Here is a 16024-nt window from a genome sequence, read left to right on the forward strand (position 1 = left end):
CTTCTGGGGGCGCGGGGGAGTGGACAGCTTGGTTTGGGCGGCCGATTGACGGCATTGCGGAGCGGCGGTCACAGCGCAACTCCCGCTGGACGCAGCATTGCCCATCGTTTGAGGTTCATGGCGAGGCAGAGAAGATGCAGATGGGTCTGATTGCGTGCCAAGCCCAGATAGCGAGCGCGCGCCCAGCCATAGACGCCCTTGAGGCGCGCGAAGACCTGCTCGACCGGGGCGCGGCGCCGTCCCACGGCGTCGTTGAAGCGCTTCTGACGCGCGGTCAGGGGATGATGCTTGTTGGGCCGGAACATCAGCCGCGGCTTGATGCCCCGGGCCGCGAGGAGGGCGCGGCGCTCGTGCTTGTCATAGGCCTGGTCAGCGTAGACCGCCTTCTCGTCGCCGCAGATCAACTCGTCGGCCGGCACCGTGTCGTTGACCGCGGCGTCGGTCAGCTTGCTGCGACGGATGATCGCCGAGCCCTGGTCGACGCCGACATGCGCCTTGTAGCCGAAGTACCGCTTGCCACCCTTCTTGGTCCATCGCGCATCCGCATCCCGCTCGCTGTTGACCAGCTTGCTCGGCGCACGGCCGTCCGGGCCGAGCGGCAGCGGGTCTTTCGGCGGCTTCGGCGGCTTCACCGCCGCCGGGATCAGGCTCGCATCGATCAAGGTGCCCCGGCGCAGCACCAGCCCGCGCGCGTCGATCTGGCGCAGGATCTCGCCGAACAGCCTCTCCTCCAGAGCGGCCTGCTGCAAAGCTTCGCGGAAGCGCCAGATCGTCGTGTGGTCGGGCGTCTCGTCACCGAGCACAAAGCCGCAGAATTCGCGGAACGAGGCCCGATCATCGAGCGCCTCCTCCAGCTCCGGATCAGACAACCCATACCATTGCTGCAACAACAACGCCTTGAACATCACCAGCCGTGGATAGGGCGGCGCTCCACGCTCCGGTTCAGCAAGGCTGCGCAGCACGCACTCCACAGCCGCCCAATCGACCAGCTCGCCAATCCGCCTCAGCACCGAACTCCCTTTCCCCCGCCGCGACACCAGCGCATCTGCGAAGCTCGCTTGACCAACCTGCCGATACGCCATCCCCGCCTCCCCCTTCAGATCGGTCCTAGAGAATCGCAGATTCGCCTTTGCGCAAAGCCCTCGCTTGTGGGGGAGGGCAATCGCATATGGAAAGAAATCTGTCGGGCAGCGTCCTCGCGGCCATCCTTCGAGACGCCCACCTTCGGCGGGCTCCTCAGGATGAGGATCTTGTTTTGCGGCAAAATAGTGGACCCTCATGGTGAGGAGCGCCGCTTGCGGCGCGTCTCGAACCACGAGGCCGAGTTACCACCGCAGCAGCCGAAGGGTCATATGCGATTGCCCTGCCCGCAAGCGGAAGAGGTAAGAAACCATCACGCATAGCGCGCCGCGCCCATGCAGAGCGCGGTGATGGCGAGCAGGGCGGCGGCGATGCGCTGGGCGACCGCCAGGCGCGAGCGTGCGGCTGACGTATCGCCGGCATCATTGCGCAGCTGCCGGACCGCGCCGCCGCCGACGATGATCTGCACGGCGATCGCGGCCAGTGCTGCGATCGCGCCACCGGCCAAAATCTGCTCCGACAGCCCGAACGAGCCTTCATGAACCAGTCGCCAGAGCGTGGCGCCGGTCACGATCGCGACCGTCGCGGCGCCGATTTGCGGAAACAGCAACTTTTCGCCGCCGAGGCCGCCGGTGCGCGCCAAGGTGAAGCTCGAGCCGGCCCAAAACACCGATGACAGGACGTGAAGGGACAGCGCTATGATGAGGGCGGTCTGCATGATGTCGCTCCAAACGGGCATTGGAAATTAGATAAACATAATGTATAGTCAATCTGACGAAAGCAAGGCAAACCGATGCCGCCGCGCAGCTATGTGAGCCCGGCGCGCAGCGCCGCCGCCGCCGAGACCCGCGAGCGCGTGATCGAGGCCGCCTCGCGCACATTGCGCGAGGAGAGCATCGCGCGCTTCTCGTTGGATACCGTGGCCAAGGCGGCCCGCGTGACCCGGCTGACCGTCTACAACCAGTTCGGCTCGCGGCGCGGGCTGCTCGAGGCCGTGTTCGACGAGATCGCGCGCCATGGCGGGCTGCATCAGCTCGCCGACGCCATGACGATGGCCGATCCGCGCGCCGCGCTCGACCGGATGGTCGAGATCTTCTGCGGATTCTGGAGCCGGGATTCCGCGGTCGGCCGGCTGCACGACGCGATGGCGACCGATCCCGAATTCGCCGAGGCCGTGCGCGAGCGCAACGAGCGCCGCCGCCGCGGCATCACCGCATTGGTCGACCGGATCGCGGGCAGGCATGCATCGCCGCAGGCGCGCAAGGACGCGGTCGACCTGATCTTCGCGCTGACGAGCTATCCGACCTTCGCCTCGCTGAGCGCGGGGCGGTCGGGGGATGAAGTCTGCCGTGTCGTGCAGAGCGCCTGCCACGCGGCGCTTGCTGACTTATCAAACCCGTCATCCTGAGGAGCGCGTAGCGCGTCTCGAAGGATGAATCGGCCACAGTCGGGCCGTCGCCCCTTCGAGACGGCCGCGTTGCGGCCTCCTCAGGGTGACGGGGACAGATATGAGCGCACGACCTCCATCACGAAAGTTCGCGCCAAATCCCCTCACCCCACCTTGAACTTGCTGTAGGCCTCGCGCGTCGCGATGATGACGTGCTCCTCGCAGCCGTTGCGGCGGTGCGGGTCGCAGCGGTCTTCGTAGTCGGCCGAGGTCATCATGTCGATGAAGGCGGCGACGCTCGGGTAGTAGACCAGCGCGAGATAATCCCAGCGCTGGCCGGCCGGCTCGCCCAGCGCGACAGTCTCGGCGCTGCCGGTCCACAGCAGCGTGCCGCCGCGCGCCTTGATCATCGGGACGGTGAGCGCGCTGTAGCGCAAATAGGCCTCCCAGCCCGAGCCGTCGCCGTCGAGCGACCGCGCGCGAAACCGCATCAGATTGACCATCACGACCGGCGCCTCGCGGTCCAGCTCGTTCAAGCCTTTGACGTTCAAGAGATCGACACCCATCACCCGCTCCCGCCCAAGGCACATCGGTCTGGCCGCAACGATTATGTCACATCGCGGGACTAGCCTGAAATACCGCCGGGCCGTAAGCTCAGGCCAGCTCTCGGAGGTCAAGGCCGTGATGACCCTTCCAGAACTAGCGGCCGACGCGCTCGGCAAATTCCTCGGCGAGTACATGCAGCGCCGGTTCGGCTCTTCGCAGACCCAGCTGGTCGAAATGGTGCCCTCGATCGCGCGGATCGCGCTCGAATGCATCGGCAACAGCGACGCGCTCTATCACAATGTCGAGCACACCATGCTGGTGACGCTGGCCGGCCACGACATCCTGCGCGGCCGCGCGCTGCACTCGCACATGAGCGCCGAAGATTATGCCCATGTCATCATCGCCTGCCTCACCCATGACATCGGCTATGTGCGCGGACTGTTCGAGGCCGACGACCAGAGCGGCTATCTGGTCGGTGCCGATGGCCGCAAGATCATCCTGCCGCGCGGCTCGTCGGATGCGGCGCTGATGTCCTATCACGTCGACCGCTCCAAGATTTTCGTGATGGAGCGGCTCAAGGGCGTCACCCTGCTTGACAAGGAACGCATCGCGCGCGCCATCGAGGGCACCCGCTTTCCGCTCAGTGCCCCTGATGACGATGAGGATTTCGGCGAGGAGGCCACCTTGCTGCGGGCCGCCGATCTGATCGGGCAGCTCGGCGATCCCCACTACATCCGCAAGGCCAACGCGCTCTACCTCGAATTCGAGGAGGCCGGACTGAACCGCCAGCTCGGCTACAATTCGCCGGCCGATCTCGTCGACCTCTATCCGCGGTTCTACTGGGACAGCGTCGCACCGCATGTGCAGAAGGCGATCCGCCACCTCAACATCACCTCGAGCGGACGGCAATGGATCGCCAATCTCTACAGCAACGTGTTTCGCGCCGAGCGCGACATCTCGCTGTCGGGGCCGCAGAAATAGGCTGGTATCCGAGACACGCGCAATACCTATTCCCGTCACCCTGAGGAGGCCGCAACGCGGCCGTCTCGAAGGGTCGACGGCCACCAGCCGGGCCGTCGACCCTTCGAGACGCGCTTCGCGCTCCTCAGGGTGACGGGGATAGTTCTGCATTCGACGTCGTGTTCTGCGGTGATGGCACGGTGCGCATGGCTCCAATCCGCTCTTTCGTCTTGTCGCGGCGGCGGATTCGGGCACAACATCCGCCCAATAATGACCGCTTTGCCCGCACCCGCCACAACGCCACGCCGCTCGCCGCTCAGCTGGCTCAATAATCAGCCCTATCTGCTGCTCAGCCTGACGTCGCTGTTCTGGGCCGCCAACATCGTGCTGGCGCGGCATGTCGGCAGCCATGTGCCGCCGGTCACGCTGACCACGATCCGCTGGTTCGGCGTCTTCCTGATCCTGTTGCCGTTCGCCTGGCCGCACCTGAAACAGGACTGGCCGAAGCTGCGCAGCGCCCTGCCGCTGATGCTGCTGTTGTCCGCGGTCGGCTTCGCCTTCAACAACGCGATCTCGTACTGGGCGATGCAGTACACCGAGGCGTTGAATGCGCTGTTGATCCAGTCGGCGGGGCCGCTGTTCGTGGCGCTGTGGTCGCTGATCCTGTTCGGCGTTCGGCTGACGCCGGCGCAGCTTGCCGGCATCGCGATCTCGCTGGCCGGTGTGCTGACCATCATCCTGCGCGGCGACTTCTCGGCGCTCGCCGGCATCCGCTTCAACCGCGGCGACATCATGTTCGGCGCCTCGCTGGTGTCGTTCGGGCTCTATTCGGCGCTGATCCCGCGGCGGCCTAAAATCCATCAGCTCTCGCTGATCTCGTTCACCACCTGCTGCGGTGCGCTGATGCTGCTGCCGGTGGCGGCCTGGGAATTCTTAAACGGCGTGACGCTGAAGCTCGACGTCCTGACCTTTGCCACGCTGGGCTACACGCTGATCTTCCCGTCCACGCTCGCCTATCTGTTCTTCAACCGCGGCGTCGCGCTGATCGGCCCGAACCGCGCCGCGCCGTTCTTCCATCTGGTGCCGGTGTTCGGCTCGGCGATGGCAATCCTGCTGCTCGGCGAGACGCTCGCGCCGTTCCATCTGATCGGCTACGCGCTGGTGCTCGCCGGCGTCATCATCGCCTCGCGGCAAGGATCGGCCAAAGGCTCCGCGAAGCCTGGCTGACGCCGAGAGATCGCTAGCCTGCCTTGCGCAAGCCGGCGGATTTGCGCGGCGAATGTGACTTTGCCGCCAGCGTTTCCGTGATGAAGTCGATGAACCGCCTCACCTTGGCCGGCACGTGGTTGCGCGAGGCGTAATAGACGTAGAGCGGAAAACGCTCGTCGGGCCAATCCGGAAACAGCTCGATCAGCGCGCCGCTCCTCAGGTGATCGTCGAGGCCGAGATCGATCACCTGCGCGATGCCGAAGCCGGCCAGGCAAGCGCCGAGCTTGGTTCCCGAATCGGTCACGGTCAGCCGCCCGTTGACCGCGACCGGCACGATCTCGCCGCCGCGCCGAAACTCCCAATCGAACGGACGCCCGGTCGCCGCGTCGATTGCCTGGATGCACTGATGGTCGCGGCTTGCCAGCTCCCGCGGATCAAGCGGCCGGCCGTGTCGTTCGAGATAGATCGGCGAGGCCACGGTGAGCACGCGCGTATCGAGCACGCGACGCGCAATCAGCGCCGACGGCGTCGGCTCGCCGAAACGCACCGCCAGATCAAAACCGTCGCTGACCAGATCCGCGATCCGGTCGCGGGTCTCGATACGCAGCTCCATGCCTGGATTCTGCAGCAGGAACTCGCTCAGCTTCGGCGACAGCACCATGCGGGAGAACAGCGGGTCGACATTGACACGCAGCCTGCCGCGAACCGCATCGCGCGATTTCGAGGTCTCCGCCGCCGCCTCGCCGATCCCCGCCAGATGCGCGGCAACCCGCTCATACAGCGCGCGTCCTTCCTCGGTGAGCTCGACGGCGCGGCTCGTGCGGTGAACCAGCCTGGCATCGAGGCGCGCCTCGAGCTTCGCGATCGCCTTGCTGACCCCGGATTGCGTCATGCCGAGCCGTTCGGCAGCCCGGCCAAAACTGCGCGCATCCGCCAGCGCCGCGAGGACCACCAGGCCGCCAACCAGCCGACCGTCAACTTCGTCCATGCCGATGCCTTTCAGTCATCCAAGAGATGACCGCCCAGTCGTAGCACTCCGCCACCATATCGGCCACTGTCGGCGCAGATCACCGGTTCGATCCGGTGCAGCCACCGCCACATCATCCGCCAAGGAGATTTTGCAATGAGCGACATCCAGGCCATCGCGTCCGCGATCGATGGATATTTCGACCTGATGTACGACGTCGACGATAGCCGGTTCCGCGACGTCTTCGCCGATGCCTGCATCGTGCACGGCATCCGGGACGGCAAGCACACGGTGCGGTCGGCCGCGGAATTCCGCGACTTCATCCGCAGCCGTCCCTCGCCGGCCTCGATGAAATCGCCGCGCGAGGAGGCCATCATCAGCATCGACCAGACCGCGCCCGATCTGGTCATCGCCAAGGTGCGCGTCAGGGCCGGCCAAACCGGCTTCATCGACCATCTGGTGTTTCATCGGATCGACGGCAGGTGGCTCATCACCACCAAGGCGTTTCACGTCGCGCAGGTCTTCCCGGCTGGATCGTAACACCGCACGGTCAATTTTCGGAATATTAGAAAAATGGCACTGATTTGCCCGACGTGTCAAGTTGCCTGGTCGCACGCCGGCCGCCACCGGCTCCTTTGCATGGGGTTGTTTTCGATATTTTCGGTAGCGCTTGCGACGGCCCGGGAGTGGCCATGCGGCGAAAGGCTGCTCCCGGCACGGCTTCCGCAGCCATGGCGGCCGGGCTAGCTTCGGCCGCAATGGGCCTGTTCAGGGCCTGCGCGGGGGGACGACGACATGATCGCGGGATTGAGACGATATTGCTGCCTGGCGGCTGCGGCCGGCGCCGCGCTTGCGGCGATATCCGGGGCGGCACTTGCCCAGACCTATCCCACCCGCAACATCACGCTGGTGCTGCCGTTCGCCGCCGGCAGCGGCACCGACACCACGACACGGCTGATCTCCAAGGAGCTCGGAGTTGCGCTCGGCGTCGGCATGGTGATCGACAACCGGGCCGGCGCCAACGGCTCGATCGCGGCGAACTATGTCGCCCGCTCCGCCCCCGATGGCTACACGCTGTTCGTCACCACGAACACGACGCACTCGGCCAATCCGTATCTGCTCAAGACCATGAACTACGATCCGATCAAGGATTTCACGCCGATCGCGCGCACCGGCGACCTGCCCTTCATGCTGGTGATCCATCCGGACATCCCGGCGAACTCGGTCGCCGAGCTGATCGCGCTCGCCAAGAAGGAGCCGGGCAAGTACAGCTACGCCAGCGGCTCGTCGTCGGCGAGCGTCTCCGGCGCGACCTTCGCGCGCCTCGCCGGCATCGACCTTCTGCATGTGCCCTACAAGAGCTCGCCGCCGGCACTGACCGACGTCATCGCCGGCCGCATCTCGATGATGTTCATCGACGTGCCGACCGGGCTGCCGCACGTCAACGCCAAGGTGCTGAAGCCGCTCGCCGTCACCACCAAGCGCAAGTCGGCGCTGCTGCCGGACCTGCCCACGATGGACGACACCGTGAAGGGCTTCGATATCACCTCATGGCAGGGCTATCTCGGCCCCGCCAACATGCCGAAGGACGTCGTGGTCAGGCTGAATGCGGAGATCCGCAAGATCGTCGAGCGGCCGGATATCAAGAGCCAGCTCGCCGAGCGCGGCATGGAGGCATTCTCCGGTACGCCCGAGGAGTTCGAGGCATTCCTCAAGGAGCAGCTCGTGCTGTGGGAGAAGCTGATCGCCGACGCCGGGATCGAGAAGCAGTAGGCGGCGCGTCGTCCGTCACGTCTTAAAACACGAATGCCCGGGCCAGGCCCGGGCATCACGTTGATGTCCATTGATCGCGCAGCCCTTACGCCGCGCGCACCTTCTGCAGGAACTCGTCGACCGCGTTGCGCAGCATGCCGGACTGGGTGTCGAGCTCGCGGGCATTCGACAGCACGTCGCCGGCCGCGGTGCCGGTGGCGGCGGCCGCTGACGTGACGCCGCCGATATGGGCGGAGATCTCGCTCGAGCCGGCCGCGACCTGCTGGATGTTGCGCGCGATCTCGCGCGTCGCATCGCCCTGCTGGTCGATCGCGGTCGAGATCGAGGCGGTGATCTCGCTCATCTGCGCGATGGTCGCTGTGATGCCGCCGATCGAGGTCACGGCCTCGCCGGTGGACGCCTGCATCGCCGCGACCTGCGCCGAGATCTCCTCGGTCGCCTTCGCGGTCTGGTTGGCCAGCGCCTTCACTTCGGAGGCGACCACCGCGAAGCCGCGGCCGGATTCGCCGGCGCGCGCCGCCTCGATGGTGGCGTTGAGCGCGAGCAGGTTGGTCTGGGCGGCGATCGAGTGGATCAGCTTGACCACCTCGCCGATCTTCTCGGCGCCGGTGGAGAGCGCCTGCACGGTCGCATTGGTGCGCTCGGCATCGGCCACTGCCTGGCTTGCGACCTCGCTGGAGCGCGCCACCTGGCGGGAGATCTCGGCAACAGAGCTGGAGAGTTCCTCGGCCGCCGCGGCGACGGTGCCGACATTGTTGGACGCGCTGTCGGACGCCGCGCCGACTGTCGCGGCCCGCGCGCTGGCGTCGCTGGCGGTTGCGGTCATCGACTGCGCCGTGGTCTGCATGCCGGCGGCGGCGGAGGCCACCGTGCGGACGATACCGTTCACGCTGCGCTCGAAATCGTTGGCGATATTCTCCATCGCACCACGGCGCTCGGCCTCCGCGCGTGCTTTGGTCTCGGCCTCGGCCTGTTCCAGGCCGCGGATGCGAACCGCGTTGTCCTTGAAGACCTGAACCGTGGCCGCCATTCCGCCGACCTCGTCACCGCGGCCGACGCCGGGGATGTCACCGTCGAGCTTGCCGTCGGCGATGTCGCGCATGCGGGCGCCGAGCAGGTTGAGCGGACGGGAGATGCTGCGGCCGATCAGCCAGGCGACCGAACCGGAAACGATGCCGATGCCGAGGATCGCGAGGCCGAGCAGCCAGGCAATCGGCCGCATCTTGGCATCGATATCGTCGAGATAGGCGCCGGTGCCGAGATACATGTCGAAGCCGGGGACCGCGACGGCATAGCCGAGCTTGCGGATCGGCGTCTCCTGGCCGGGCTTCACATAATCATAGAACAGCAGGATCTCGCCCTTGGCCTTCACGCCGTCCATCAGTTCCTGTGAGAGCTTGCGACCATTGGTCACGACGTCCATGCGATTGGTTCCGACCTGCTTCGGATCGGGCGCCAGCACCGTGATGCCGCTGTAGTCGGTGCCGAACAGATAGCCGGCGCCGTTGTCGTAGGTCAGGGTGTTGGCACGCTTGCCGAACTCGGCCAGTGCCGCTTCCCTGGTCAGCTTGCCGGCATCGACATCCTTCTTCAGGCCCGCCGCCATGTTCTTCGCCATCTCGACGATGGCCTTGGCCTGGTCGACGCGCGCATTCAGCATCTCCCGCTGCATCAAGTGACCGGCGAGGATGCCGGCCGTGCACAGGCCAAGGAGGGTCACCCCCACCAGAATGCCGAGCTTGGGAGTGATCTTCAAATTTGACAGCTTCACGGGGGTCTCCAGAAGAGGCGGGAACGCGACGCGATTGGCGGATTGATTCCGCGCACCGTAATGTGAGACCCTTTACCTGATGGTTACGGATGTTCCCCGTAGAAGCCCGGAGAATCAGACCGCGGACCAACCGGCAATTGTGGAGAGAACAGCGCGGCTCGCGTACAAACATGGGAGGGCGGTGATGCAAGCCGCACCCCAAGAAGCAAGAAGATCAAGAATCAAGATCAAGAAGCAAACCAGCAAGAAGCAAGAACAGCAGACTCACATCGGGAGCAGACAATGTCGAAATTCAGGGTGGTCACGCCGAAGGGCGCGAGCTTCACGGTCGCCGGCGGCGGCTACGATTATGAGCGCGAGGCGCTCGATCCGATCGGCGCCGAGATCGTCGAGGCACCGGCCAATGAGGCCGAATTCATCGCGGCGGCACGCACCGCAGACGCGATCTACGCCAAGGGCATGCCGATCACCAAGGCGGTGATCGACGCGCTCGAGAACTGCAAGGTGATCACGCTCGGCAGCGTCGGCGTCGACTCGGTCGACGTCAAGGCCGCGACCGCCTGCGGCATCCCGGTCACCAACATCCCCGATACCTTCATCGAGGAGGTCGCCGACCACGCCATGATGCTGCTGCTCGCCGGCTTCCGTCGCCTGATCGAGCAGGACAAGATGGTGCGCACCGGCCGCTGGGCCGAGGGCCGTCCGGCGCTCTTGAAGATTCCGCGGCTGATGGGCCAGACGCTCGGCTTCATCTCGTTCGGCCGGGTCGCCCGCGCGGTGGCCAAGCGCGCCGCGCCGTTCGGCCTCAGGATGATGGCCTACGATCCCTTCATCCAGGAAACCCTGATGTACGACCACGGCGTGATCCCCTCGACGCTGTCGGAGGTGCTGTCGCAGTCGGATTTCGTCTCGATGCACGCCCCGGCGCGGCCCGAAGTGCACCACATGCTGACCGAGAAGCATTTTCGCCAGATGAAAAAGTCGGCGATCTTCATCAACACCGGCCGCGGCGCCACGGTCGACGAGGAATCGCTGATCAAGGCGCTGCAGGAGGGCTGGATCGCCCACGCCGCGCTCGACGTGCTCGAAAAGGAGCCCCCGTCACACAATAATCCGATGCTCGGGATGGACAATGTTACCTTGACCGCCCATGTCGCCTCGGCGTCGGCACGTTTTGACGAGGCGCGCAAGCGCCGGGTGGGCTACGAATTGTCACTAGCACTACTTTGGCAGATTGTTGGATTTCGGCTTTTTATTAGGATTCCCGAATCAATTTTTCAATGATTCATGGGTGGTCGGCTCTTGGAGGGCTGACCATGGCGGAATGGGAAGACGAACTCGAACGCTGGCTGATGCCGTTCTTGGACCGGTTGGGTCATAAGACGCGGCAGCGGATGTGTCCCCTGTACGTTGCGGGATTGATCGGTCCTGGCGATCGCAAGAGCATTCAGCCGATGGCAGAACGCCTCGCAACCGGCAACTACGATCAGCTGCACCATTTCATTGCCGATGGTGTCTGGGACGCGTCAGCGCTGGAATCTGAGTTGCTCAACCAGGCCGACCGGCTTGTCGGCGGCAACGATGCGGTGCTGGTTATTGATGACACCGCGATCCCGAAGAAGGGTGAACGTTCGGTTGGTGTTGCAGCTCAATATGCATCGGCTCTCGGCAAAACGGCAAATTGCCAAACGCTGGTGTCTTTGACGCTTGCGCGAGGTGAAGTGCCGGTGATGGTCGCGTTGCGTCTTTTTCTACCCGACAGTTGGACGAGCGACCTGTCTCGTCTAAAGCGCGCTCGCGTGCCGGTCGAACACCGAACGGCACGGTCCAAGCCGGAAATTGCTTTGGCCGAGATTGACCGCGCGATGGCAGCCAACGTGCGCTTTGGATGTGTGCTGGCGGATGCAGGATACGGGCTCAGCGCGCCGTTTCGACAAGGGCTAACGGCACGCGGGCTGGCCTGGGCCGTCGGCATCCCTCGGCATCTCAAGGTGTATCCGGTCAATGTGAAGCTCATTTGGCCGATTACCAAAGTCCGCGGGAAACCACGAAAGCACCACGTACCAGATATCTTATCGATTGCGGCAGAACACATGCTGGCCAGCGCCAAATGGAAAACCGTGAGTTGGCGCAGCGGGACGAAAGGTCGGCTGAAAGCCCGATTTGCTGCTCTCCGTGTCCGCACCGCCGACGGCCCTCCGCAGCGGATTTGGGACAAGGGTCAGCAGCATCTCCCAGGCGACGAGGCCTGGCTCATTGGCGAGCAACGAGCCTCGGGGGAGAAGAAATACTATCTCGCCAATCTCCCTGCGGCGACGGATCTGCGCACACTGGCCGCCACTATCAAGGCAAGATGGGTTTGTGAGCAGGCGCATCAGCAGTTGAAGGAGGAGCTTGGACTTGATCACTTCGAAGGGCGATCATGGCAGGGTCTTCATCGCCACGCCCTGATGACAATGATTGCCTACGCCTTCCTGCAACATCGCCGCCTCGCATACGCGGGGCGGAAAAAAAAGAATCAACGGGCCTCCGCCTCAGCCAACCATGCCCGCCGTGCGTCACGCCATCGTCGATCTCATCCTTCGGCCACCGTCTCAACGGTGTCCATACTGCCGAAAACAAATCCTTGAAAAACACCGGCGCAAACAGATTCTGCCAAAGTAGTGCTAGTGCTGCAAGGCATGTGGCCGGTAAGCTGCGTCAACCCGTCGGTGCTGCAAAACACCGCGTTGCGCCGCTGGCAGCCCGTCAGCATGGATCGCGGTCCCAACAGCTAGGGCGGGAATGCGCTTTTCGTGCGGGGCCCGCCTCTTGCGGGCCCTTTGCGCGGCGGGCGGGCCGAGACCACAAGACCCTTCACCGACGGCCAAACGCCGGGAAGGAACAACAACAACGAAACAATAAGAACGGGAGTGCGAACGACATGAAGTACGAGATCACGCGTCGCGATGCGCTGGTGCTGGGGGCCTCCGCGGCGGCGCTGGCGGTCACCGGCGCCTCGGCGCAGGAGGCGTCGAAGGTGAAGGCAGCCGACGTGGCGGCGCCGTCGCTGCCGATCGAAAAGGACGCCACCTTGCGCATGCTGCGGCCGGTGCGCTTCGTCCAGGCCGACGAGGACGTGTTCCGCGCCAATGCCAAGAAATTCACCGACAAGACCGGGGTCGACATCAAGGTCGACTTCGTCGGCTGGGAGGACATCAACCAGCAGACCGCCGTGACCTCGAACTCCGGCGCCGGCCCCGACATCATCATCGGCTTCGGCGACGCTCCGCACATCTATATCGACAAGCTGATCGAGCTGACCGATGTCGCCGACTATCTCGACAAGCGCTATGGCGGATGGCTCACGCTGGCGCGCCGATATGGCATGCGCTCGAAGTCGAAGAGCTGGGTCGGCCTGCCGTTCGGCGCCTCGGGCGGCCCGCTGGTCTACCGCAAGTCGCTGGTCAACGCCGCCGGCTTCGACAAGGTGCCGGAGGACCACGCCGGCTTCCTCGAACTCTGCAAGAAGCTGAAGGCGGCCGGCAAGCCCGCGGGCTTCGCTCTCGGCAACGCGGTCGGCGACGGCAACGGCTTCGCCAACTGGCTGTTGTGGTCGCACAATGCCGCGCTGCTCGATGAGGAAGGCAACATCATCATCAACAGCAAGGAGACGATCGCGGCGCTGAAATATCTGAAGGAGCTCTATCCGACCTTCATTGCCGGCACGCCGTCCTGGAACGACGTTTCCAACAACCGCGCCTACTCGTCGCAGGAGATCGGCCTGACCGCAAACGGCGTCTCGCTGTATTTCTCGCTGAAGAACGATCCCGCGACCAAGGCGATCGCCGACGACACCGCACATCAGTTCCTGATCAAGGGGCTGGCTCCGACCTCTCCGATGTCCGGCCTGACCTTGAACGCAATGGTGTTCAAGCACAGCAAGTATCCCAACGCGGCGAAGGCGTTCCTGCAGTTCATGCTCGAGCACGAACAGTACGAGCCGTGGCTCAACGCCAACTCGGGCTACTGGTCGCAGCCGCTGGCGGCCTATGCCGACGCCGCGGTGTGGTCGAGCGACCCCAAGGTCGCGATCTTCAAGGACACGATGAGGAGCCCGTACTACAACGGCTACAAGGGGCCGATCTCGACCGCGACCGGCGCCGTCAACGCCGACTATGTGCTGGTGCAGATGTGCGCCTCGGTCGCGACCGACGCCGCAACGCCCGAAGCCGCAGCCGCCGAAGCCGAACAGCGCGCCAAGCGGTACTTCCGGCGGCAAGGCCGGTAACGCCGAACAGAGCTGCCGTCATTGCGAGGATGTCCGTGACAAAATTGCAAGGCAATTTTGCACTGTAGCGACGAAGCAATCCATTCTTTCTTTCCATGGAAACCTGGATTGCTTCGCTTCGTTCGCAATGACGGTCTCATGCAGCCCGCACCGGGATCATATTGATGTCCGTAACGACACTACCTTCACGGGGACACGCGCTGCACCAGCCGGGCTGGCTCGCGCGCCTGTTCGACTACAAGCCGTTCCTGATCGTGATGTGCCTTGCGCCGGCGATCGGCCTGCTGCTGGTGTTCCTCACCTATCCGCTGGGCCTCGGCATCTGGCTCGCCTTCACCGACACCACGATCGGCCAGCGCGGCATCTACATCGGACTTGAGAACTTCCAGTACCTGCTCAAGGATCCCTTGTGGTGGAACGCGGTGTTCTATTCGATCTTCTACACCGCGATCGCAACCTTCGGAAAGTTCGCGCTCGGCTTCTGGCTGGCGCTGCTGCTCAACAACCATTTCCCGTTCAAGAGCCTGATCCGCGCCATCGTGCTATTGCCGTGGATCGTGCCGACGGTGCTCTCCGCACTGGCGTTCTGGTGGATCTACGATCCGCAGTTCTCGATCATCTCCTATCTCCTGGTCGACGTGCTGCACTGGCGCGACAGCAATGTCGACTTCCTCGGCTCGCCCTGGCCGGCGCGGTTCTCGCTGATCGCCGCCAATATCTGGCGCGGCATCCCGTTCGTCGCGATCTCGCTGCTGGCGGGGCTGCAGACCATCTCGCCCTCGCTCTACGAGGCGGCGATGCTCGACGGCGCCACCTCCTGGCAGCGCTTCCGCTACATCACCTTCCCGATGATGATGCCGATCCTGGCGATCGTGATGACGTTCTCGATCATCTTCACCTTCACCGACTTCCAGCTGGTCTACGCCATCACCCGCGGCGGGCCGGTCAACTCGACCCATCTGCTCGCGACACTGGCGTTCCAGCGCGGCATCGCCGGCGGCGAACTCGGCGAGGGTGCCGCGATCGCCGTCTCGATGATCCCGTTCCTGGTGTTCGCAACATTGTTCAGCTACTTCGGCCTCGCGCGCCGCAAATGGCAGCAGGGAGAAGCCAATGACTGACGTTGCAGCCCAATCCTCCAACGTCGCCAGCGCAACGCCCGACACGATGGCATGGGACTCCCGCGCCCGCCGCGTGGTGATGATCTATCTGCCGCTCGCCTGCTTCATCCTGATCCTGCTTTTTCCGTTCTACTGGATGGCGATCACCTCGTTCAAACCGAACGCCGAGCTGCTGAACTACAAGGAGCACAATCCGTTCTGGATCACCTCGCCGACGCTCGCGCATATCAAGCATCTGTTGTTCGACACGGCCTATCCGCGCTGGCTGAAGACCACCATGCTGGTGGCGATCGGCTCGACCTTCCTGTCGCTGTTCGCCTCGACGCTCGCCGCCTACGCGATCGAGCGGCTGCGCTTCCGCGGCAGCCCCTATGTCGGCCTCGGCATCTACCTCGCCTATCTGGTGCCACCGTCGATCCTGTTCATTCCGCTCGCCACCGTGATCGTGCAGTTCGGGCTGTTCGATTCTCCGCTGGCGCTGATCCTGGTCTATCCGACCTTCCTGGTGCCGTTCTGCACCTGGCTGTTGATCGGCTATTTCAAGTCGATCCCCTACGAGCTCGAGGAATGCGCGCTGGTCGACGGCGCGACGCGGTTGCAGATCCTGTGGCGGATCACGCTGCCGCTCGCGGTGCCCGGCCTGATCTCGGCCGGCATCTTCTCCTTCACGCTGTCCTGGAACGAGTTCATCTACGCGCTCGCCTTCATCCAGAGCGGCGCCAACAAGACGGTGCCGGTCGCGATCCTGACCGAGCTCGTCACCGGCGACGTCTACCAATGGGGCGCGCTGATGGCCGGCTCGCTGCTCGGCTCGCTGCCGGTCGCGCTGTTCTACTCGCTGTTCGTCGACTACTACGTGTCGTCACTGACGGGGGCGGTGAAGGAGTAGCGAGGCGCCTGGATCGAGAATCGAGGCGAGCTCACTCCATCCCCGTCATGC

15 protein-coding genes and 1 pseudogene are annotated in these 16024 nt (G+C 64.4%); 11 read left to right on the top strand and 5 right to left on the bottom strand.

The genetic code is table 11. From position 1 onward, the window contains the following. Positions 1 to 68: 68 nt before the first annotated feature. Together ACE10X_RS37160 and ACE10X_RS37165 are read right to left on the bottom strand one after the other, a co-directional pair. Positions 69 to 1082 carry an IS5 family transposase gene (locus ACE10X_RS37160; RefSeq protein ID WP_304557374.1) on the bottom strand — a complete coding sequence of 338 codons (1014 nt, stop codon included), beginning with the start codon at positions 1080 to 1082 and terminating at the stop codon, positions 69 to 71. Between the two features lie 311 nt (positions 1083 to 1393). Continuing rightward, positions 1394 to 1798: a hypothetical protein gene (locus ACE10X_RS37165; RefSeq protein ID WP_038382257.1), complete on the bottom strand. Its 405-nt coding sequence runs from the start codon at positions 1796 to 1798 to the stop codon at positions 1394 to 1396. A gap of 75 nt (positions 1799 to 1873) precedes the next feature. On the opposite strand from ACE10X_RS37165, the gene ACE10X_RS37170 reads away from it, so the two are divergent. Further along, complete coding sequence (locus ACE10X_RS37170; protein ID WP_375763623.1) at positions 1874 to 2488, top strand: TetR/AcrR family transcriptional regulator; 615 nt, start codon at positions 1874 to 1876, stop codon at positions 2486 to 2488. Positions 2489 to 2631: 143 nt separating this feature from the next. Here the strand turns inward: ACE10X_RS37170 and ACE10X_RS37175 are convergent, their stop codons facing one another. Beyond that, the gene (locus ACE10X_RS37175; protein ID WP_375763624.1) at positions 2632 to 3033 is read right to left on the bottom strand and encodes a DUF1330 domain-containing protein; all 402 of its coding nucleotides are present in this window, start codon (positions 3031 to 3033) and stop codon (positions 2632 to 2634) included. 115 nt (positions 3034 to 3148) lie between these two features. Between ACE10X_RS37175 and ACE10X_RS37180 the strand changes: the two genes are divergently transcribed. Both ACE10X_RS37180 and ACE10X_RS37185 read left to right on the top strand, forming a co-directional pair. Continuing rightward, positions 3149 to 3994: a hypothetical protein gene (locus ACE10X_RS37180; protein ID WP_028343505.1), complete on the top strand. Its 846-nt coding sequence runs from the start codon at positions 3149 to 3151 to the stop codon at positions 3992 to 3994. 249 nt (positions 3995 to 4243) lie between these two features. Beyond that, positions 4244 to 5200, top strand: a complete 957-nt coding sequence (locus ACE10X_RS37185; RefSeq protein WP_038382250.1) for a DMT family transporter — start codon at positions 4244 to 4246, stop codon at positions 5198 to 5200. 13 nt (positions 5201 to 5213) lie between these two features. On the opposite strand, the gene ACE10X_RS37190 is transcribed toward ACE10X_RS37185, so the two are convergent. Further along, positions 5214 to 6170, bottom strand: a complete 957-nt coding sequence (locus ACE10X_RS37190) for a LysR family transcriptional regulator (RefSeq protein ID WP_038382249.1) — start codon at positions 6168 to 6170, stop codon at positions 5214 to 5216. 135 nt (positions 6171 to 6305) lie between these two features. Between ACE10X_RS37190 and ACE10X_RS37195 the strand changes: the two genes are divergently transcribed. Continuing rightward, complete coding sequence (locus tag ACE10X_RS37195) at positions 6306 to 6689, top strand: nuclear transport factor 2 family protein (protein ID WP_038382248.1); 384 nt, start codon at positions 6306 to 6308, stop codon at positions 6687 to 6689. Positions 6690 to 6944: 255 nt separating this feature from the next. Further along, complete coding sequence (locus ACE10X_RS37200; RefSeq protein ID WP_038382247.1) at positions 6945 to 7922, top strand: tripartite tricarboxylate transporter substrate binding protein; 978 nt, start codon at positions 6945 to 6947, stop codon at positions 7920 to 7922. Between the two features lie 85 nt (positions 7923 to 8007). Here ACE10X_RS37200 and ACE10X_RS37205 read toward each other — a convergent pair whose 3' ends face one another. Then, positions 8008 to 9693 (bottom strand): methyl-accepting chemotaxis protein, encoded by a 1686-nt coding sequence (locus ACE10X_RS37205; protein WP_375763625.1) that lies wholly within the window; start codon positions 9691 to 9693, stop codon positions 8008 to 8010. Between the two features lie 282 nt (positions 9694 to 9975). Here ACE10X_RS37205 and ACE10X_RS37210 point away from each other — a divergent pair, with 282 nt between their 5' ends. The 6 genes and pseudogenes from ACE10X_RS37210 to ACE10X_RS37235 all read left to right on the top strand — a co-directional run bounded on the left by ACE10X_RS37210 (position 9976) and on the right by ACE10X_RS37235 (position 15973). Next, positions 9976 to 10977, top strand: a complete 1002-nt coding sequence (locus ACE10X_RS37210; protein ID WP_375763626.1) for a C-terminal binding protein — start codon at positions 9976 to 9978, stop codon at positions 10975 to 10977. After that, positions 10974 to 12323 carry an IS701 family transposase gene (locus tag ACE10X_RS37215; RefSeq protein WP_304556539.1) on the top strand — a complete coding sequence of 450 codons (1350 nt, stop codon included), beginning with the start codon at positions 10974 to 10976 and terminating at the stop codon, positions 12321 to 12323. Before ACE10X_RS37210 ends, ACE10X_RS37215 begins: the two co-directional genes overlap by 4 nt. A 36-nt stretch (positions 12324 to 12359) precedes the next feature. Next, positions 12360 to 12470: pseudogene (locus ACE10X_RS37220) on the top strand (C-terminal binding protein); the annotation flags it as partial. Between the two features lie 146 nt (positions 12471 to 12616). Beyond that, positions 12617 to 13963, top strand: a complete 1347-nt coding sequence (locus ACE10X_RS37225) for an ABC transporter substrate-binding protein (protein WP_016840581.1) — start codon at positions 12617 to 12619, stop codon at positions 13961 to 13963. 164 nt (positions 13964 to 14127) lie between these two features. After that, positions 14128 to 15084, top strand: a complete 957-nt coding sequence (locus tag ACE10X_RS37230; protein WP_038382245.1) for a carbohydrate ABC transporter permease — start codon at positions 14128 to 14130, stop codon at positions 15082 to 15084. Between the two features lie 46 nt (positions 15085 to 15130). After that, a complete protein-coding gene (locus ACE10X_RS37235; RefSeq protein ID WP_375764644.1) occupies positions 15131 to 15973 on the top strand; it encodes a carbohydrate ABC transporter permease in 843 nt (280 codons plus the stop codon). Positions 15974 to 16024 lie beyond the last annotated feature (51 nt).

Origin of the sequence: Bradyrhizobium sp. Pha-3 (genome assembly GCF_042258325.1) — a bacterium.
GTDB lineage: Bacteria > Pseudomonadota > Alphaproteobacteria > Rhizobiales > Xanthobacteraceae > Bradyrhizobium > Bradyrhizobium elkanii.